The organism is Ruminiclostridium papyrosolvens DSM 2782 (genome assembly GCF_029318685.1).
Classification (GTDB): domain Bacteria; phylum Bacillota; class Clostridia; order Acetivibrionales; family DSM-1351; genus Ruminiclostridium; species Ruminiclostridium papyrosolvens.
The window spans coordinates 3,269,778-3,288,378 of record NZ_CP119677.1 but is presented as its reverse complement, the minus strand read 5'-3'; the positions used below and the strand labels follow the sequence as shown (position 1 = coordinate 3,288,378).

Annotated in this window: 24 protein-coding genes; 20 read left to right on the top strand and 4 right to left on the bottom strand. The window is 33.4% G+C overall.

Going from position 1 to position 18,601, the window contains the following annotated elements; all coding sequences use genetic code 11:
• Positions 1-73 precede the first annotated feature (73 nt).
• The gene (locus tag P0092_RS14750) at positions 74-478 is read right to left on the bottom strand and encodes a helix-turn-helix domain-containing protein (RefSeq protein ID WP_004621615.1); all 405 of its coding nucleotides are present in this window, start codon (positions 476-478) and stop codon (positions 74-76) included.
• A gap of 142 nt (positions 479-620) precedes the next feature.
• On the opposite strand from P0092_RS14750, the gene P0092_RS14745 reads away from it, so the two are divergent.
• From P0092_RS14745 to P0092_RS14710, 8 genes are all read left to right on the top strand, one after another.
• Positions 621-890 carry a helix-turn-helix transcriptional regulator gene (locus tag P0092_RS14745; RefSeq protein WP_276186953.1) on the top strand — a complete coding sequence of 90 codons (270 nt, stop codon included), beginning with the start codon at positions 621-623 and terminating at the stop codon, positions 888-890.
• Positions 891-924: 34 nt separating this feature from the next.
• Positions 925-1,053, top strand: a complete 129-nt coding sequence (locus tag P0092_RS14740) for a hypothetical protein (protein ID WP_004621617.1) — start codon at positions 925-927, stop codon at positions 1,051-1,053.
• Between the two features lie 622 nt (positions 1,054-1,675).
• Positions 1,676-2,122, top strand: coding sequence for a DUF5348 domain-containing protein (locus P0092_RS14735; protein ID WP_004621618.1), 447 nt, complete (start codon positions 1,676-1,678; stop codon positions 2,120-2,122).
• A 31-nt stretch (positions 2,123-2,153) separates the two neighbouring features.
• Complete coding sequence (locus tag P0092_RS14730) at positions 2,154-2,573, top strand: hypothetical protein (RefSeq protein ID WP_004621620.1); 420 nt, start codon at positions 2,154-2,156, stop codon at positions 2,571-2,573.
• Positions 2,574-2,583: 10 nt separating this feature from the next.
• Positions 2,584-3,375, top strand: a complete 792-nt coding sequence (locus P0092_RS14725) for a ParA family protein (protein ID WP_004621622.1) — start codon at positions 2,584-2,586, stop codon at positions 3,373-3,375.
• Complete coding sequence (locus tag P0092_RS14720; protein WP_004621623.1) at positions 3,368-4,240, top strand: ParB/RepB/Spo0J family partition protein; 873 nt, start codon at positions 3,368-3,370, stop codon at positions 4,238-4,240. Before P0092_RS14725 ends, P0092_RS14720 begins: the two co-directional genes overlap by 8 nt.
• 363 nt (positions 4,241-4,603) lie before the next feature.
• Positions 4,604-5,455 (top strand): MmcB family DNA repair protein, encoded by an 852-nt coding sequence (locus tag P0092_RS14715; protein WP_051132029.1) that lies wholly within the window; start codon positions 4,604-4,606, stop codon positions 5,453-5,455.
• A 43-nt stretch (positions 5,456-5,498) separates the two neighbouring features.
• Positions 5,499-5,675, top strand: a complete 177-nt coding sequence (locus tag P0092_RS14710; RefSeq protein ID WP_004621629.1) for a hypothetical protein — start codon at positions 5,499-5,501, stop codon at positions 5,673-5,675.
• On the opposite strand, the gene P0092_RS14705 is transcribed toward P0092_RS14710, so the two are convergent.
• Positions 5,676-6,362, bottom strand: a complete 687-nt coding sequence (locus tag P0092_RS14705) for a DUF4145 domain-containing protein (protein ID WP_004621630.1) — start codon at positions 6,360-6,362, stop codon at positions 5,676-5,678.
• A 226-nt stretch (positions 6,363-6,588) separates the two neighbouring features.
• Here P0092_RS14705 and P0092_RS14700 point away from each other — a divergent pair, with 226 nt between their 5' ends.
• The 8 genes from P0092_RS14700 to P0092_RS14665 all read left to right on the top strand — a co-directional run bounded on the left by P0092_RS14700 (position 6,589) and on the right by P0092_RS14665 (position 13,113).
• The gene (locus P0092_RS14700) at positions 6,589-7,590 is read left to right on the top strand and encodes a metal-dependent hydrolase (RefSeq protein ID WP_004621633.1); all 1,002 of its coding nucleotides are present in this window, start codon (positions 6,589-6,591) and stop codon (positions 7,588-7,590) included.
• 437 nt (positions 7,591-8,027) lie between these two features.
• On the top strand, positions 8,028-8,231 hold the full coding sequence (locus tag P0092_RS14695; protein ID WP_004621635.1) for a DUF3173 domain-containing protein: 204 nt from the start codon (positions 8,028-8,030) through the stop codon (positions 8,229-8,231).
• Positions 8,231-9,472 (top strand): tyrosine-type recombinase/integrase, encoded by a 1,242-nt coding sequence (locus P0092_RS14690; RefSeq protein WP_004621637.1) that lies wholly within the window; start codon positions 8,231-8,233, stop codon positions 9,470-9,472. Before P0092_RS14695 ends, P0092_RS14690 begins: the two co-directional genes overlap by 1 nt.
• 135 nt (positions 9,473-9,607) lie before the next feature.
• On the top strand, positions 9,608-10,378 hold the full coding sequence (locus P0092_RS14685) for a hypothetical protein (protein ID WP_276186952.1): 771 nt from the start codon (positions 9,608-9,610) through the stop codon (positions 10,376-10,378).
• Positions 10,379-11,020: 642 nt separating this feature from the next.
• Positions 11,021-11,311, top strand: coding sequence for a GNAT family N-acetyltransferase (locus tag P0092_RS14680; RefSeq protein ID WP_004621641.1), 291 nt, complete (start codon positions 11,021-11,023; stop codon positions 11,309-11,311).
• 131 nt (positions 11,312-11,442) lie between these two features.
• A complete protein-coding gene (locus P0092_RS14675; RefSeq protein WP_004621642.1) occupies positions 11,443-12,066 on the top strand; it encodes a DUF2975 domain-containing protein in 624 nt (207 codons plus the stop codon).
• Between the two features lie 29 nt (positions 12,067-12,095).
• Positions 12,096-12,305, top strand: a complete 210-nt coding sequence (locus tag P0092_RS14670) for a helix-turn-helix domain-containing protein (protein ID WP_004621645.1) — start codon at positions 12,096-12,098, stop codon at positions 12,303-12,305.
• Between the two features lie 55 nt (positions 12,306-12,360).
• A complete protein-coding gene (locus P0092_RS14665) occupies positions 12,361-13,113 on the top strand; it encodes a GNAT family N-acetyltransferase (protein ID WP_276186951.1) in 753 nt (250 codons plus the stop codon).
• 81 nt (positions 13,114-13,194) lie between these two features.
• On the opposite strand, the gene P0092_RS14660 is transcribed toward P0092_RS14665, so the two are convergent.
• A complete protein-coding gene (locus P0092_RS14660; RefSeq protein ID WP_004621650.1) occupies positions 13,195-13,809 on the bottom strand; it encodes a peptidase E in 615 nt (204 codons plus the stop codon).
• Positions 13,810-13,983: 174 nt separating this feature from the next.
• Between P0092_RS14660 and P0092_RS14655 the strand changes: the two genes are divergently transcribed.
• The 4 genes from P0092_RS14655 (at position 13,984) to P0092_RS14640 (ending at position 17,737) form a co-directional block, all read left to right on the top strand.
• Positions 13,984-14,508, top strand: a complete 525-nt coding sequence (locus P0092_RS14655; RefSeq protein ID WP_004621651.1) for an RNA polymerase sigma factor — start codon at positions 13,984-13,986, stop codon at positions 14,506-14,508.
• Positions 14,509-14,532: 24 nt separating this feature from the next.
• Positions 14,533-15,759: a DUF4179 domain-containing protein gene (locus tag P0092_RS14650; protein ID WP_004621653.1), complete on the top strand. Its 1,227-nt coding sequence runs from the start codon at positions 14,533-14,535 to the stop codon at positions 15,757-15,759.
• Positions 15,760-16,055: 296 nt separating this feature from the next.
• Entirely contained in the window at positions 16,056-16,991 is a 936-nt protein-coding gene (locus tag P0092_RS14645; RefSeq protein WP_004621654.1) for a S66 peptidase family protein, read from the top strand.
• 182 nt (positions 16,992-17,173) lie between these two features.
• The gene (locus P0092_RS14640; RefSeq protein ID WP_004621656.1) at positions 17,174-17,737 is read left to right on the top strand and encodes a 3'-5' exonuclease; all 564 of its coding nucleotides are present in this window, start codon (positions 17,174-17,176) and stop codon (positions 17,735-17,737) included.
• Here P0092_RS14640 and P0092_RS14635 read toward each other — a convergent pair.
• Positions 17,706-18,311 (bottom strand): Pr6Pr family membrane protein, encoded by a 606-nt coding sequence (locus tag P0092_RS14635; protein ID WP_276186950.1) that lies wholly within the window; start codon positions 18,309-18,311, stop codon positions 17,706-17,708. The two genes, P0092_RS14640 and P0092_RS14635, sit on opposite strands and share 32 nt — an antisense overlap.
• Positions 18,312-18,601: the final 290 nt, after the last annotated feature.

Sequence of the window (18,601 nt, the reverse complement as noted above, 5' to 3'; positions counted from 1 at the left end):
TTTCCTTCCTAGTGTATTTTTTAACGTGTGTTCAATTTGAACACACGCTATTTCCTATACATATCAATATAAACTAAATTATTTTTTTGTTGCTTTCACTTCCTGATGAAGAGGATTGGTCTTGGCTGGTTCTTAAAATTCCCTTAATTTCGCCTCTGATTTCTGCTTTGAATTCAAAAGATAATTTCCTATAAGAATTTAATAATTGTTTTTCATCGTCGGATAAACCTTCAATTTTTGTTGTGCTTATTAATAAATCTTTATATTCATCATAGTTCATGATATCTGAACGCCCAAGTAAATAATCGGTTGAAACATTAAAATAATCTGCTAACTTTGATAGAATATTAATATCTGGCAGACTTTTATTTCTTTCATAAGAACTATAGGTTTGCCTTTTAATATTTAATAACTGAGCAATTTGATCTTGAGTTATTTTTTTTTCTTCTCTTATAGTTTTTAGAATATCTCCAACCATTATTTACCTCCCTTTTTATCCATTATAGCAAGTTATTTTTGCACATCATTAAAAAGCAAATAATTATTGCAATTTAATTGACAAAGCAATTTAAATTTGCTAATATATACCATATAAGGCAAATATAAATTGCTCTGACGAGGTGAATGACTTGAGAAATTGGTTAAGAAAAATTCGTGATGAGTTAAATTTAACTCAAGCAGAGGTAGCGAAAAGGGTAGGAGTCACTCGACAATTTATAGGTATGATTGAATCAGGAGCTGCTACTCCTCATCCTGAAACTGCAAAAATAATAGCCACTTCTTTAGATTTGGAGAAGTATGGCTTCGATTGGACAAAGTTTTATTCTCTTACTGATCAAAAAGAAGGTAAAGAATTGGATTGTATACCGGAAGCCGACAAAAGTAAGTAAAAGTGTTTTGACTAAAAGTGAAGGGAGGTGGGCTATGCAGCTTTATACTACCGCACATGTCATTCAGGTTTTCATTCTTGGTTTTATAGGTGGCTTCTTCATAGGAGGCTTGCTGGTATCCAGAATCAAGTTTAAAAAGGTTATTGATAAAAGAATTGTTTAAGACACATACAACGAAAAATACCCAGTGTCGCAACCACTGAGTATCCGATAGTTTCTAGAAAAAACTATAAAGTTGTTTAGGTGCCGATCAAAGCAACCTCTATATTTTTCATTATAGGGCGTTTTCCTCTAAATTGCAATAGCAGTTTATGAAAATGAAAAAGGCGACAACCAACACACTGTTCACATACGTTGTGCTGCCGCCCACCCTATGATCCTTGACAACATAAATATGCTATCAAATATATTGTATAGGTGCTGAAAGTGTCAGTCAATACAAATGGAAATATTCGGTAGCATATGGAGCTGGTTCTACAGCCGTTAAATCTGTGTTTTAGTGTAGAGAGTATTGCATAGATGTTCTTTTATTTACCGTATCAGCGATGCACACTAAATTAATCCGGTAATATACCGGGAATGGATTCCAGCTGAAAATACCGGAGGGAGCCAAGAGGTTAAACCCCTGCGAGGAACTTGAAAATTAAAGTTTGAACCGGCAAGGTTTTATTGAGATAAAACTAATTATTTTTTGCAATAGATCATGTACTGGAGTTGTTTGTTTTGGAATTCCAGTGCATGGATGTGCTGCACAAAAGACTATTTTTAGAAAGGAAGGTTTAAATATGAATAGTAATTATCTCAATGCGTCGGAACGATTGGAACGTGCAAAGACTGATATTAAAAGCTTATGGGAAGAAGGACAGAACGATAATAAAGGCTTTGAGAACAAACAGGCATACCGAATACTTGAGAATATTATTGAAAATATGGACACAGCAATATATAAGCTAAAAAGATATTCCATGGAAGCTATTGAGGGTGAACTACTGGAAGATTCATATCTGGATAAGTTTGAATTGATAAGAAATGATAACGGAAAAGGAATTGGTTATTCCTTTAGTTGTGGAGACTATTTAGAGGTTTTCGACAATGAAAGCCGGGAATGGTATGCAGGAAGAGTGGAGCATACCACCAGGAACGGCGTTACCGGGTACTACTTTTATTGCAATGAGCTGGGGCATCCTTTTTTATACGGTGGATTGAGGGCAAGGGTTCGCAGGGATGAATAAATTCAGCAGGATTGACTGGAGGTGCAGGGAAGTGAAATATTCGGAAATCCGATACAGGTGGGAACAGTCATTTTTATATGGCAGGTTCCTATTTTATTATCAGCTGGTGTTTTTGGGCTGGTATTCAGTTTGGGGGTACATAAGACTCATAAATGATCTGGGTATATCACACACAATCAAAATGTTTCTGGTTCTATTTAGTATTACTGAGATTATGGGATTTGTTATCTTAAGTTTAATGGCAGATAGCCTTTCGGATTTACTAAATGCATTAAAACACATTCCCTCTGATTTTATTTTAGCAATAGTATATTTAGGGTATTTTGTTTATCCTGCATATTATGAAAATACAAATATATATGTGTATTTAGCTCCGTTACTATGCACTCTTTACTTGATTGTAACAAAAAAGCTGAGAGTTAAAGCACAGCAAAGGATTTTTAAAAAGTGAGGTTATGAAAATGGGTAGAATAATTGCGATTGCAAATCAAAAGGGTGGAGTTGGAAAGACTACAACGGCATCCAATCTGGCAGACGGATTAGTACAGAAGGGTAAAAAGGTTCTGAAGGTGGACATGGATCCTCAGGGCAATCTGACCATGAGCTCCGGAATAGAAACGGAGATTAATGACCGACAAGACGGCTTGATTACCCTTTCGGAAGTAATGTTAGAAAAAATGAATAATGACAGGATTCCGGAGAAGCAGGAATTTATAATTAAGACTGGGCAGGCAGATTTAATACCTGCAGACATGTCTTTGTCCGGAGTTGAACTTGCTCTGGTTAATACTATGTCCCGTGAATATGTTCTCAAGGAAATCTTGGAGAGTATCAGGAATTTATATGACTATATTCTGGTTGATTGTTGCCCAAGCCTTGGAATGCTGACAGTTAATAGCTTGACCGCTGCTGATAGTGTAATAATACCTGTTCAGGCGGAATTCTTGAGCTTGAAGGGGTTGGAGTTACTTGTCCAGACCATTTCCAGAATCAAAAGGCAGATTAACAAAGCCCTTGAAATTGAAGGAATCCTTATTACTATGTTCAACAGGCAGACAATTTTATCCCGACAGATAAAGGAGATACTTGAGAACAACTATGGTTGTAATATCAGGATTTTTCAAACGCTGATACCCAAGTCAATTAAGGTTGCAGAAGCACCCATTGAAGGTATGAGTGTCCTTCAGTATTCTCCCAATAATATAGTGGCCCATGCATACAGAGGGCTGACGGAGGAGATATTGAATGTCTAGGTTTGATTTAGCTTCCAAGGTAAACGCAAACAAAGGATTAAATGATTTGCTTGGTGTAAATCCTGAGTCTGAAATCCAGTTTCTGGTCCCTACTACTTTAAATGACTTTCCTGAACATCCTTTCAAGCCCCACAGGGGGGACAAATTTAAAAAGCTGGTTGAAAGTATCAGGCTGCTTGGCATTATTAGCCCCCTGATTATCAGAAAAGAGGGGTTGCAGACACTATCAGGTCATAATAGAAGGAATGGAGCCATTGAAGCTGGATTGAACAAAGTGCCATGTATTGTAAGGGATATTGATTACGACACTGCTTCTATAATTGTCGTAGACAGCAATTTTCAGCAAAGGGATGATCTGTTGATAAGTGAAAAGGCCTATGGATATAAAATGAAGCTGGAGGCCATGCAGCGTAAAGGTAAGCATGACGATTCCATAGGATTGAAGAGCAGAGATATTGTTGGCCGGGAATATGGCGATTCAGGCTCACAGGTTCAAAGATACTTAAGAATGACATACCTTACAGACACTCTTTTAAATATGGTAGATGAAAACAAAATAGCATTTAATATTGCTGTTGAAATCAGTTATTTAAATAAGGTTGAACAAGAGCTGCTTGCCTCATTTCTGAATGATAATGACATAAATATAAAGATGTCACAGGCAGCAGAAATGAAGTATTATAGCAAAAATAAAAAGCTTGATCTTGTTCAGATAAAAAACATACTTGTTTCAGCTCCAACTAGCAAGACTACATATTTTAAGCTGCCGGCTAATAATTTTTCGAAATATTTTGAGAAGGATGCAAATGAAAAACAGGTACTGGATGTTATAGAAAAGGCTTTGAAGCAGTATTTTGAGAAGTGAAATGCATTACAACATTTTTTAACATTAGCAGTGGGGTTTCGAACATGTTACAACATGGTTTGCGGATATAGTTATAAATGTTAAGGATATTTATGGATGCTTATTTTATGTCTCGAAGAATTGCAGGTATCATTATAATAGTTATAGTATTTGCAATGATTTTGTTTCCGTATATAATGAGTAAACAAATGGAATAGTATTACATAAATCCTTTGTTGAAAATAAATAAGTTAATGAATTACTACCGCAGTCTGACTGCGGTTTTTTTGTTCGCAAATTTGGTGGCAAGGACGACTTGAGTCGTACAAGTAATATGCTTAAAAGGGAATGAAGCCTAAAGGCTTACTGACTAGATGACAATGAATGGAGCTGAATAATTTGGAATGGGAAAGTGAACATGATTTGCAATTAGACCTTGCCGATTATCTTAGGAAGTGTGGGTTTATGACTTTTACAGAGGTAGCAGTACCGGGGTGTGAGAATGGTCGTGTTGATGTTGTCGCTATAAAGCCGCATATGTATGCATCTAAGGATTTAAGGGCATATGAAGTTAAACTCACCAAACAATCATTCTATGCAGATGTAAGTAAAAACAAATGGTATAAGTATAGAGGGGTATTCCATAGAGTTTATTTCGCAATCCCTGAAGGATTACTGAGAAAGTCGGATATTCCTGATGAAGCAGGTCTGATTGTAAGAAATGATAACGGCTGGCACGTTGTAAAAGCACCTAAATTCCATAACCCTGAAGAACTGAATATAAATTCGGTTCTTGCCCTGTTATATCACGGCTATGAGGAAAACAAAGTTATGAGAAGGCTTAAAGACAGAATTTCAGCTGAAGAAAATCTATCTTTAAGTAAAAAAGCTCATAGTATTGGTCATGAAATAGCAAGAAGATTGGACAGCACCAAGGAATCTCAAATTGAAAAATGGTGCATGGAACTATGGGACTTATTTGGAAAATTTGGATTTGAAGTGCCTGAGAAGATAGTAACTTGTGACCGTTTTAGTAGCGAAAGGGTACACTTACCAAGTATTTATGAAATTGAAAATTTATTAAGTGGAACGAAAAATCTTATGCACGATCTGGCAGCGATAAAAGCCATAGGCAAATATCTTGAAAATCTACAATATCCAGAAGAATCTGAAAACGATACAAGTTGGTATAGCCGTAAAAATAACAGGACAAAAGCATTGGAGCTTATAGGCTAATGCTTCGTAAATAAGTCTATAACGAATGGGAGGTGAGTAAAAAGTGAAAAAAATAAACACATTTTGTGAGGATGGGACTATTTATTTTCATGCGACAAATATTGAAGAGTTCCAGAAATTAATTGAAGATGCAAAAAAACAAGCCCAACAATTGAATGAGACAATTGATAGGCTTCAGAATTTCAAATTTACTTTTACATTTGAACAGAAAATTACATAGTTATTTTATTTGCTCAATTTTTTCGGCTTCCTCAGTTTCAAGGATCATGGAAATCCAATGAACTGTAAGACGAATTAGGCGCTTTAAATCGGTTATATCTTTGTCAGTATATTTTTGAATGTAGTGTGTTTGATCATTACCGAGCCATACAGCTCTTGATGCAGCAGTTTTAAGTTGAGTGTTATCTATGAAGTTATTAATACAATTACCAAGTACAGTGTTTTTAATGGATTCCTCTTTCTCCGGGTACATTTTAATTAAAAAATCCTTGATAAGGAATTCAAGAGCTTTTCGATAGCCTATACCAGAAATTTCGGACAAACTATATGATTCCGCAGCTAATGCCTGATTATAAATTGATATAAAATTAGGGAATGAATCACTAATTATTGGTTCAAATCTTTCAGTAACAAAATTAATAGGGGCAACTCGCATTAGAACTGTTTTAGGGTAATGATATCCAGTCTTATAGATTAAATCAACACTATACTGACACATAAATGAATTGTAACATGCTTTACATAAGTAATTAACGGATAAGTACAATTTTTTATTTTCATCGAAATAGGATGTTCTGCTAAGCAAATGAGGTTTAATTGCATGTTTACACATTGGACATTCTGATAATTCATTAATAACAATTGTGCTATCATTTCCTGAAACTGATGTTGATATTGTTATATTCAAGTTTATCACCTCCTTTAAGGGAGATTATACCATAAGAAATTGAGGAAAGATTATGAAAATTTGCATTGGGAATAGCACGAATATTAGAAAGTGCAAGGCATGTAAAAAGCTCACAGGAGATTACATCAGGAAAGATGGTAAAGAAATTCCATGTCATTTTACTTGTTATTCTAAAATAAAAAATAAATCGTAATTTGAATAAATACGACCTGAAAGGAAGATGTGTATGACGGGAAAAACCCACTACCGGCTTGGCATTATGTATTATCTGGTTTTCTCCATCCTTCCGTTTATGGCTTCCATTCCTATAATCAAGGGAAACAGTAAAATTTCACTGGCTGCTGTCGGAGCTGCTGCTCTGGGGGCTCTGATAGTTGATTCGGATACAGAAAGAAGTATGATTAATCAATCAAACCCGGTAACCATTGGAGCTGCAAAAATAACCTCCACCCTTGAAAGAATTTTGAACAGATTACTGAGATTTATAATTGGTTTCTCGTCAGGGTATCTAATTTTGCATAATATACCGTGGATTATACAGAAGTTTGGAGCAAGGGATCAAGTTTACTTTATTTCTTACGTCATAGCGTTTAGCTGTATTTTTGCAGGAATAGCAAGTGAAAGATTTATTAAAAGGCTTCCTGTGATTGCAATAATTTATAATACATGTTCAACTACTATCAATGTTTTATTATCAGTATTAAAAAGGTTTATAGTTCTTATAATATATTTTACATTCGGAATAGCATTAGCGATATATAATCTTCAGAACGGCAATCATATAATGCTTTACATATTTGCCATAGTGATTTTGGGAACAGCAGTACTTCCACACCGCACATTTCTCCATTCTATAGAAGGCTTTATTCTGTACTCGATCATTGCAGTATACATATCACACATCTTTGCAGCTCCGCAACATGGCACTGCTTTTATAGTAGGCTATTTCAGTCATATTTACCTGGCGGATGTTCTGACAAATACCGGAGTTCCTGTGTCAGTGATTCCAACCATACTCAGAAAGCTTGGGGTTCATGAAAGGCTCATGAAATTTTCCTTCTACAGAATCATTTGCAAGGTTTTGGATGCCAGATTGTGTATTTCAGTTATGAGCACCGGCACAGCTTCCGGCAATGTTTTTGAATATATTTACTGCTCACTGCTGTTTATTCTGACGGTGATCCTTATTATAAATCAGCACGGCATATTGGTCTTTTCGCTTGTTTAGTAGAGGTATTCCGGAGGTTATTTCGGTGGTAACCGTAGTTAAATACACTCTGGTCTGATTTACCACCTGTGTCTGTTACAGGTATACAAGCGAAATATATCGCTTTTATCAATTTTTTTGCTGTTTTGGTTACCACAGATGGAATAAGAGAATAGAGGTAGGATTGAAGTGGTAACTTCAATCCTACCTCTATTCTCGAGGAGGAGATAAATAAATGGCGCAAAAGCTTATTTATTTATCTCCGGACAATCGGTCATCGTCAAAGACGCTGACCTCAAGACCGGGATGCGGATGCATCACGGTTCGGACATGCCGACAGGCATGGGCGACATGATGGAGCTGGGCCGGACTTTCCGGAGGGGGAGAAGGGGAGGAATTCTCTAAAAATTGGCTCATGAGAAAAGATGAGTACTAGTAAAAATAAAGGAGGTGTTTTGATGAGTACGACTATTTGCAAAGATGATTTAATTAAGCTTGGTTATAAAAATTATCAAGCAGTATCACTAATCAGACAAGCAAAAGCAATCATGGTTCAGAAAGGTTGTCCTTATTACAACAACAGAAGACTTGGCAGAGTTCCGAGAGATGTAGTCGAATCCATTTTAGGCGTTTCTCTCACATCAGAAGTGGGTAATTTCTAATGGAAAATAAAACACAACAAACAACAAAATATCCTGGTGTATACGTTGATGATAAGGGCAACTATTTTTATCAATCAGAATTTGGAATTGATAGGATCACAGGAAAACGAATACGAAAAAAAGGAAGAAAAGACGCTAATGGCAAGCCTTTTTCTTCTGCATTCGAAGCTAACAAAGAGTTAACTCGATTAAAACGAGAATATCATAAGGTCAATAGTTATGGAAACTACAAAATGACTTATGAGCAATTTATGAGAACCGTGTATATGCCTTACTATCAGACTGATGTTGAAGGAAGTACATTTGCTTCTCGTGAATTTGCATTTGAAATTTTACTTGATAGATTTGGCTCTATTCCCCTTCGGTCTATTTCAGTTGAGAACGTACAAAACTTTCGTACATGGTTATTATCAAGCCAAAAAAATGGTGGAACTGGATATTCCCAATCCTATGCCAGTCTAATTTTTGGAGTCTTTCGAAAGAGCTTAGATAAGGCAGTTGAAATGCAATATCTGGAATACAACATTTCGAAAAAGGTTAAAGCAATATCAAAAGGAAAGGCTGTTATCCCATATTGGACGAAACAGGAATTTGAAAAAGTAATTAGTCAAATTTATATAGGCGATTTCTATGAGCATTTGAATTTTGTAATGCTATGGATGTATTATATGACAGGGATTCGAGTAAATGAAGGTACCGCTTTGTACTGGAATGATGTTGACCTAAGTAAAAAACGGTTACGAGTCCATCATATGCTAATTATTAAAACGCGAAATAACTGGAAAAGAAATTCGTATACTAAAACTGAAGATGGGAAAAGAATAATTGCCCTTGATGATGACACTATTAACATTTTAAAAGAATGGCGTAGCCGACAATCAGAAATAGGCCTAGGTAACGAAAATGACTATATTTTTAGTTATGATGGGTTGCCAATGATTAAATCAACAATAGCTCGGATCATTAGCCGATATGCAAAATTGGCAAATGTGAAGAAAATCCAAGCAAAAGGATTACGTCATTCTCATGCTTCATATCTAATCAACGAGTTTAATGTTTCAGTTCTTGTTTTATCGCAACGTATGGGGCATTCAAGTCCTGAAATAACTTTAAAGCACTATGCTCATATGTGGAGTGGAGCTGATACTGCTATTGCTGAGTTAATGACCGGAAATGTAGAAATTAAAACTGCAGACCAATCAAAAATCAAGTTTAACGGGAATCAATCATTGAAAAAATAGTGTACTATCTTTACTCTTCTCTATTGTTCGTCTTAACAGGAATATGTATAATTGTATTATATTGGTGTTGGCTGTTAAGAAGTAGTTCGTAAAAGCAATAATTATATTAATGCAGGGTTTTTAAGATTATTTGTAATGATTGGAGATATACAAATGATTTCAGAGGTGAATAATAAATTAATAGAAATACTAAAGGCAATATCAAAACTAAAAGCGGAACAAGTTGCTCTTTTTTCGATAATTGTTTCATTTTTAATATATTTAATGGGAAAAAGAAATGAGCTTCATTTGAAAAAGTATGAAGCAAAAAAGCAACAATACATAAAATTCATTGAACTTTTAGAAAATGTATTCTCTCAAATGAATAAGAAGCAATTTAAAAATGCTGAAGAAATGAAGAAATCATTTTTTGATGTAGGATCTTCTCTGTTATTGTATGGTTCCAAAAAATTGTATAAACAATATGTTTTTTTTAGAGAATTTTCATCTAATCCGTTGGTAGAAAAATGTAAATACTATGATGAAGGTTTATCGCTATATTTAATGGCTGAAATGCTAAGAACTATACGAAAGGAAGTTGGATTAAACTTTTTAGATAGTGTTTCACAAGTTGAGGCTTTAGCTTTTTTTGTTAATGATGTTGCTTTTAACCCATGCTCTAAAATAAAAATTTCTAATTCTAAGTTTAGTCTTAAAATGATTAAAATTGAACTGTTCTTTATAGAAAGACTTCAGTTAGTTTATACAAAAAGATTATTCTATAATTATGCGATGCCTATTTTGGGAACATTTAATCTAATAATAAAGTATTTTATTTTAATGCCATTAATAAAGTTATTGATTTTTTTATTCCCTAATATTAAGGAAAAGATAAGTAAAAGTCAGCCTAAGAAAGAAGCAACTTGAAAGAGAAGGATATGGAAAATAACCATGCCTTCATATAACAACACACTATTCTAGATACTCCCCAATTTGATATAATACCCACCATAGACCCCACCAAATGAAGATGCTTTATATGAAACACCAGTATTTAAGGGGCTTGCAAAGCTTTGCTACGATTGAGTGGGAATAAACGCCGAGCGCTGCCCAAAGGCAGAAGAAGCGAAGGCGTTTATTGCGCAGCGCAAGGAGCAATGCGACCTTAAGGGGAGCAGAGCGACTATGCAGCAAGCCGGGTACCTTTAGGTATGCCGAGCGCTGCCTGTTAGAATATAAGTATAATTTTTCCAAAACATAATGAAAAGTGTGTATGATGGTAACTAAAATTTAGGACATCGTACACACTTTTTTGACATTGATAAGAACAATTATGGAAGCAAACATTCCAATGTGACAGACACGGGTGAGCGTAAAATTACACAGAGAGGTTTTCTGATGATTATAAATGTGGAAAATAAGGCTCATTAAATAAACTGGGAATTGTTGATAAAATAGATGATGCAGAATTTTATAACTAAATAGAGAATTTTTAAAAGGTGATAGAAATATTTATTAAGTATTAAAGCTAAAACAAAGTGTTACCTTGACTAAGCTATGGAGGTTTACATGAGCATTTTCCCAGCATATGAAACAGAACGTCTAATTCTTAGAGAGTTTGAATTGAAAGATATAGATGCCATACATACTTACTTATCTGACCCAGCTGTATCAAACTATATGATGCAGGATGCTACTACAAAAGAGCAAAGTCTAAATTATGTTCACCGATTTCTGGAATTTCAAAAAGAAGAACCAAGAAAAATTCTTCGATTTGCAATAATATTAATATCAAACAATAGGCTTATAGGCGAATGTGGTCTTAACTATTTTACTTTCCTCATCACCATTCACATGTGAATATAAGTTAAAGCATAAAAATTTAAAGTAGCACTTTAAATTTTTATATTGAATATGGTTTCTAAAAGTAGTATTATAAGGTTAAATTCAAATATATGAATTTAACCTTATTAATACGTGGAGGCTATATTATGAATGTGAATATGAAAGTATTACAAAAAAAGATTAAGGTGGATAACATAATTTTGTGGGGGTTTTGCATTCTTTGTGGGTTAGTGATATTATTTCACATTAATCAGATAAATCAATATTCTCGAATGAACAATTCGTCTTTTGAAGTGAAACTGGGGCCTACAGACACTAAAAATAATACGTATAACTATTATTTATATATTGATGGTAAACAATATTATCCCGTTGATTACAATGACTATGGCAGACTCGATGAAAACGGAAAAACTAATGTAAAAGCAAATATAATTTTGGATCATTTGAATGGGATTGTGAAGAGTATTTTAATTGAAATTATATTTATTTTCTTATATGGTATGCTTAGCGAAGTAAGAAATGGAATAACTCCATTTTCCATGAGGAATGTTTTCAGATTAAGAATTATAGCAGTATTAAGTTTTTTTGTGGCATTGTTACCTGTAGCAGTAAACATAATTTTTTCCATTATTGTGTTTCAGTTCGTGGCCTTTGAGTTTTCATCTTTGAATTTTTATATTATTTCTATTGGTGTAGTATTTGGGATCATATCTGAAATTTTTAAATATGGTTATGTTTTACAAGAAGATATGGACCAAATAGCGTAGTTTGTTGAAACTTACAGAATGGAGGATTTATGTCAATTATCATAAGGTTGGATCGTATAATGGCTGATAGAAAAATATCTTTAAATGAATTAGCTTCATTAGTAGAAATGACAAATGTAAATCTTTCAAATTTAAAAACCGGTAAAATGAAAGGTATTCGGTTTGAGACAATGAATGCCATATGTAGAGCGCTGCATTGTCAGCCGGCTGATTTATTTGAATATATTGATGATGAGTGAGATTACTTTATATTAGAAAGGAATGTCTGTAATGTATTCTATTACCAAACAAGATATGCATAAAATTGCTCCAATCTTTAATGGTTGGAACAAAACAATGATATGGTCGTGTTTACAAGGCTATATGGGAAACGCTTGGGCTGATGATATTCAAAATCCAAAATCTGCTCAGATTATAATAGGTGATTTTTATTTTTTTGCCGGAGTCCCCAATTTAGAATTGGTAAAAAACATACCTGATAATTATACTTCACCGTGTATTTTAATGATTCCCGGAAGTGACGAATGGGAAATCCTAATTGAGGAGGAGTATAAAGACAATTGTAACAAATTTATGCGGTACTCCTTTAAAAAAGAACTTGATGTATTCGATGCACAAAAATTAAAGACTTACGTTAGTAGTCTTCCAGAGGAATATATTATTCAAAAGATAGATGAGGAACACTTTAATAATATTAGGATGGAACAATGGTCAAAGGACTTATGTTCTCAGTTTTCCAGTTATAGGCACTATGAAAGATTAGGGCAAGGTTTTGTTGTAACACATAATTCAAATATAGTATGTGGTGCATCCTCTTATACGGTATATGATAAGGGAATAGAAATTGAAATAGATACAAAAGAGGAATATCGTAGGAAGGGACTTGCTCTTGCGTGTGCTTCAAAACTAATTCTTGAATGCTTAAACAATGGCATTTATCCGAGCTGGGATTCTGCCAATAGGGCATCAGCAGAATTGGCTGCAAAATTAGGATATCACTTTGAAAGTGAATATGTTACATATTGTGTGACAAATTCCAAACATTAAAATATTTAATCCGTTACGGGGGGCTAAAAAAATACGCGAACTACGATAAAGCCTAGTTCGCATATCTTTTTACTTGCAATGTCATTTACCATGGATTTGTATTTTATCACCTTGAACCCAAATTGCACCATCATTGCTGATTGGGATTAAATTCAGCGTAGCTTCATAGCTATCTATTATACTTTGAGCTGCTTTTTCGAATGGTACACTATTATAATGAGGTACTGTGTAGAAATCCACTAAGCCCAAAGCACTATAATTTTTCAAATGGGGAGCTTCTTCCACGCTGTCCATTTTTTGAGCGTATTCAATATCAGCTGACGCAACAATGGCGCCGGCTGATTCGCCAATGTAAAGCTTACCGGAATTTACTTCTTCTACAATTATTTTATCTGCCCCAGTGCGTTTTAATTCTTGCAATAGGAAAAATGTATTTCCTCCTGTTACATAGATAAAGTCATTGTTCCTTAACTTGTTTTCTATTTCATCGCTGGTGGCAGTAGATATTTCAAGATTATCTACAATAAGCCCTAAATCTTCAAGTATTTTCATAGCTGAATGAACATAAGATGTAACTTTTTCCACTACACTTGCAGTAGGGATAAAAGTAACTGTTTTACCTTTTAAATCACCATGAACGCTTTCAAATATGTTTACCACATCACTAAAAGAGGATGCTAAAAATAGTTTTTTCATAGTATTGGTTTCTCCTTTTCATTTAAGTTAGATTTATTATATTATAAAAAGGTGCTATATCATAATACTTTTAGTACTTATAAGTAAATTAGAACGTATAAAGATACAACATTTCAAAATATTCCATAAATTAATGTCTCCATTACGTTTAAATAATAGGAGGTGAAATTATTATTGAAAAAATTAGAGCAGAGTATTTTAAAAATTGCAAATGGTGATTATGAATGCTTTAAATTTTTATATGATGAACTTAATGAGGCTGTTTATACTCTGTCTTATATAATTTTGAAAGATAGGTATCTTGCTGAAGATGTATCCCAGGAAGTGTTTTGTAAAGTAATGGCAAATGCTGCTTCATATAAAAAAGGGACTAGTCCTAAAGCATGGGTGTTGCAGATAGCCAGAAATGCTTCTATAGATATACTTAGAAAGAAAAAGGAGATTGTTACAAGTTTTGATTCTGAGTCAGGCTACGAAAATATCATTTCTGATATTAAGCAAAAAACAGATTTTGAAAATAAATTAATAGTATTTGAAGCACTTAAACAGTTAGATTTTGAGCAACAGCAAATTGTAGTAATGCACGTTATAGCAGGATTGAAGTTTAAAGAAATAAGTAATATACTAGAACGTCCCATGGGCACTGTTACTTGGAAATACCGAACCGCAATAAAGAATATGTATGATTTGCTGAAATAGAAACAACGAAAGGAGCTTAATTTTATGTTTTATTTAAAAGAAAGAAAAATTAAAAAAGCCTTGTTAACAGAAGCTAAGCGAATTACACCTGGGATTTGGGATAAAATTTCTGTAGTGCCTGATAAAAATAAATTTACGAGAAAGAAATTACGGTACGTTCCTGTTGCAGTTACTCTGTGTATTGTTTTTATTTTAACAGTTTCTGTTACGGCATTTGCGGGGGTAAACTATGATATTCGTGATTACATTGTTAAAATTTTTGGTAGCAATCCAGGCCCGGTTAATGGCAACTTTGTAAATAAGTCTACTGAACAAGAAGGTATACAGCTGACTGTAAATGCAGCATTAGTAGAAAATAATGGTATATTATTGTTTTATAAACTAACAGATAAAGCAAATCATATATTCAAAAATAAAGTAACATTTAATGAGTGTTATCTGGAGATTGATGGGGTAAGGAATTTTGTTCGCAGTTCCGGCGAGATTTACAATGGGAAGCAAAATTGTGTTATTTTTAGGTTTGATTCAAATAAAGAAATAATGAAAGATAAAAATTCTAAATTTAAGTTTGTCATTGAAAGCATAGGCTTAATTGATAAAGATAGCCAAAAAATATTGCCGCTTACTATAAAAAATTATGATTTAGATGAAAATTTCAAAATGCGAATTACCGACTTGAAATTTATTAATTCCTGTGTTTCTTTAAAGATAAAAAAACCACATGCCTACACATTACTAAACCCTAAAATTAGAAATAAAGATTTTAAACAAGACCATTATGCTATTGGACAAAGCTTTCGTAATACGCAAAATAAAGAAGAGGGAATATATAATTACACATTCGGGCCTCTTGAAAGTAATAATGTAAATGATTATGAATTGGTAATAAATACTCCACAATTATTTACTTTCAAAGAGCCGTTAAGCGTAAATTTTGATTTGGACTTAGATAATAAACCAAATGAAATATTATTCCCTAAAAAAACATATGTTGATTCTGCGTTAATACAGTCAATTAATGTTTATCAAATGAGCGTAACAGTTAAGCTGAGTGAACCGATTAATAAACCAATATCAATAAAATATAAGGACGGAAAAACACTAAAAGAAATTGCTGCAACTATTTCATCACCATCACAAAAGGATGAAAGCTCTAATTACTGCGTTATGTTTGATTCCACAATTGATTATTCACGTGAACCTGTATTAAGCATAGGGAATAGGGACATTCCATTATACAGAAGTAAATGATTGAGATAAACATGGCGTTGCTTTTGCTTAATATGTGGAATATAATGTCAACATATCGAATTAATTAAGACCGAAGATACTGAAGAGCAATCAATGGCAGGAGTTTGAAGCATTTGCAAATGATAGTGATGAGGCACTTGGAAAAGCAGAACACAATTACAAAACAGGTAAATATGTACTTGAACCAGGAAATACTCATTTTAGGCAAATGGCAATTACTAAGCCCGAAAAGGAATTTACTGAATTGTTTGAATTTTAATTCTAACTTTAACTTAATATGATTTGAGGTGAATATTATGATTGCAAAAAAGCTAAATTTCGGTGATGAAATAAGGGTAATTGCTCCTTCCAGGAGTTTAAACGTCGTAAGACAGGACATTTTTGAAAATTCTCTGAAATTCCTTTCAGATAAGGGGTATATAATATCATTTTCAAAGAACAGTAGGGAAATTGATGAAGAAAATTCATCTAGCATACAGTCAAGAGTTGAAGACCTACATACTGCTTTTCTGGATAAAAATGTTAAAGCGATAATTGCTTGTATTGGCGGTTTTAATGTCAATCAAATATTAGAATATATAGATTACTCTATAATACAAGAAAATCCTAAAATTCTATGCGGGTTTTCTGATATTACGGCGCTAAGTAATGCAATTTATACTAAAACAGGATTAGTTACTTATTGTGGAACTAATTTTACTTCATTTGGATTTAGTGAAGGTATTGAGTATACAAACAACTATTTTGAGAAATGTTTGGTAAATTCAGACGAGTATTATATTGAGCCGTCTCAACAAGCAAAAGAATATTATGTTATTCAAGAGGGGTTTTGTGAGGGTGAAATCGTAGGAGGAAACCTTTGCACCTTAAACCTATTGCAGGGGACACAATTTATGCCCAGCTTGAAAAATAAAGTTTTATTTCTTGAGGATGACAACATTGTGGGAGACTATTTCACTTTAGAATTTGATAGAAATCTTCAATCCCTTATTCAGACAGTAGAGGGTGGAGGGATTAAAGGTGTTGTATTTGGAAGTTTTGATACAAGTTGTAAAATGGATGTTCAAACCATAAAAAGGATGATAGCATCAAAAAAACAATTAAAAAATATACCTGTTGTATTTAATGTTGATTTTGGACATGTTTTGCCAATGGCTACATTTCCTATAGGAGGTAAAGTTAAATTCCAAGCTGTGGGAGAAACAGTATCACTGAAGGTATTAAGCCATTAATAATACATTGACTAAATTTCAGTCATATCTATGACGGGTGCAAGATTTTGGAAGGCTTTTATGTTTGAAACACCGTTTGCAATGGGTAGAGGCTTCTTATGGCTGGTATTTCCTTCATTAATACTCATTTACGGATATTTTTATTTCAAACTGCACAGAGTATATAAAAGAGAAAAAAATATATGTTAATATTTGTTGACCTTGAAGCTACTTGCTGGGATAAAAATGAGAAAAATAAACGTCCCCATGCTGAAATAATTGAAATAGGGGCTGTGGTAACAGGACAAGATTTAATAGAGATAAGCAAATTTTCAGTTGTGATAAGACCCGAAATAGAACCGGTTTTATCTGATTACTGCAAAGAGCTTACAGGCCTTAGCCAAACTGATGTAGAAAACGGCATGGAATTTAATAGAGCAATAAGCCACTTATACCAATGGATACTTAAGTACGAAAATATGGAAAACACAGTACTGTATACATGGGGGGACTATGACATTTTTCTCCTTAAACGAAGTCTCAGAAGACATAAATATAAAAATAAGGATTTTTTGAGCATAATCCATAAAGGAGGACTAATAAATTTACAAGAACAGTTTATGAAATTTACAAAACTCCCTTCTTCCTCCTGTAATCTTGTTAAAGCACTCCAAATAATCGGAGAAAACTACCACGGCAAAATGCACAGAAGTGTGGATGATGCTGAAAACATGATTAAGCTTTATAGGTATTTGAATAATAACTAGTTGGTTTTACAAAATCAAATCTGATATTTTCAAGAGAGATTTTGTCAACTAAATAAATAACATATCCCAATACAAGAAAACCCAGAATAAAAACACCTGCATATTTTAGCACATTAAGCCAGCCGAGAATATCAACGTCAACAAAGAAATATGGATATTTGCTTTGAACTATTGCTATAATTCCTCCGATTTTTGCTCTTACTATAAGAAATACAAAATACGAGATTGGAACAGTAATCCAAAGCATGGGATCAAACCATCTGAAATTTTGCTTTTTGTCAAATAATAGCCAGTCCAGAACAGTCATTATGGGAACAAAATAATGTACCAGAATATTTTGCCAGTTAAGTACTCTATAGTTTGCATCATGAGAAGTATATAATGGAACCAGTACAAAGTGGTAAATAATAAAGGTCATTGAAATTGTCATGGTAACTGCACCCTTTAAATGGGGAAAGACGCTGGTAGAGCCCTTGATGCCATTAGTTTTGATATCAATAAGATTTTTTACTGCAAGAATAGAAAAGAACACAAAGCACAATGCATTACTCTGTATCGTATAAAAAATAAGCATATAAGGTGCAAATTTTCCATCGGGAATTCCAGAGTTCAAGTATAAACCTATTCCACAACCAAATAAAAACAAAATCCTAAAAATTAATGCGAGCAATCGATTATGAATATACATAATTCTCACCTCTGCATTTCGACAAATTTTATTCTTTTGACAGCGGTAATCTATTTATTTTTCTAAAATAATTATACCATAAAATGTACTAAAATCTATACAATATCTCATAAAAATACTAAATTCTAAATTTTTTATACTGTTTACAGAAAATTACCAATACAGAATGGTAATTT

Coding starts and splice junctions, on each gene's coding strand:
- P0092_RS14680 (WP_004621641.1), top strand. CDS start 11,021: ATGAGCATTTTCCCAGCATATGAAACAGAACGTCTAATTCTTAGAGAG.
- P0092_RS14740 (WP_004621617.1), top strand. CDS start 925: ATGCAGCTTTATACTACCGCACATGTCATTCAGGTTTTCATTCTTGGT.
- P0092_RS14645 (WP_004621654.1), top strand. CDS start 16,056: ATGATTGCAAAAAAGCTAAATTTCGGTGATGAAATAAGGGTAATTGCT.
- P0092_RS14675 (WP_004621642.1), top strand. CDS start 11,443: ATGAATGTGAATATGAAAGTATTACAAAAAAAGATTAAGGTGGATAAC.
- P0092_RS14640 (WP_004621656.1), top strand. CDS start 17,174: ATGTTAATATTTGTTGACCTTGAAGCTACTTGCTGGGATAAAAATGAG.
- P0092_RS14725 (WP_004621622.1), top strand. CDS start 2,584: ATGGGTAGAATAATTGCGATTGCAAATCAAAAGGGTGGAGTTGGAAAG.
- P0092_RS14735 (WP_004621618.1), top strand. CDS start 1,676: ATGAATAGTAATTATCTCAATGCGTCGGAACGATTGGAACGTGCAAAG.
- P0092_RS14750 (WP_004621615.1), bottom strand. CDS start 478: ATGGTTGGAGATATTCTAAAAACTATAAGAGAAGAAAAAAAAATAACT.
- P0092_RS14650 (WP_004621653.1), top strand. CDS start 14,533: ATGTTTTATTTAAAAGAAAGAAAAATTAAAAAAGCCTTGTTAACAGAA.
- P0092_RS14635 (WP_276186950.1), bottom strand. CDS start 18,311: ATGCTTATTTTTTATACGATACAGAGTAATGCATTGTGCTTTGTGTTC.
- P0092_RS14665 (WP_276186951.1), top strand. CDS start 12,361: ATGCATAAAATTGCTCCAATCTTTAATGGTTGGAACAAAACAATGATA.
- P0092_RS14720 (WP_004621623.1), top strand. CDS start 3,368: ATGTCTAGGTTTGATTTAGCTTCCAAGGTAAACGCAAACAAAGGATTA.
- P0092_RS14685 (WP_276186952.1), top strand. CDS start 9,608: ATGATTGGAGATATACAAATGATTTCAGAGGTGAATAATAAATTAATA.
- P0092_RS14690 (WP_004621637.1), top strand. CDS start 8,231: ATGGAAAATAAAACACAACAAACAACAAAATATCCTGGTGTATACGTT.
- P0092_RS14715 (WP_051132029.1), top strand. CDS start 4,604: ATGGAGCTGAATAATTTGGAATGGGAAAGTGAACATGATTTGCAATTA.
- P0092_RS14700 (WP_004621633.1), top strand. CDS start 6,589: ATGACGGGAAAAACCCACTACCGGCTTGGCATTATGTATTATCTGGTT.
- P0092_RS14670 (WP_004621645.1), top strand. CDS start 12,096: ATGTCAATTATCATAAGGTTGGATCGTATAATGGCTGATAGAAAAATA.
- P0092_RS14660 (WP_004621650.1), bottom strand. CDS start 13,809: ATGAAAAAACTATTTTTAGCATCCTCTTTTAGTGATGTGGTAAACATA.
- P0092_RS14695 (WP_004621635.1), top strand. CDS start 8,028: ATGAGTACGACTATTTGCAAAGATGATTTAATTAAGCTTGGTTATAAA.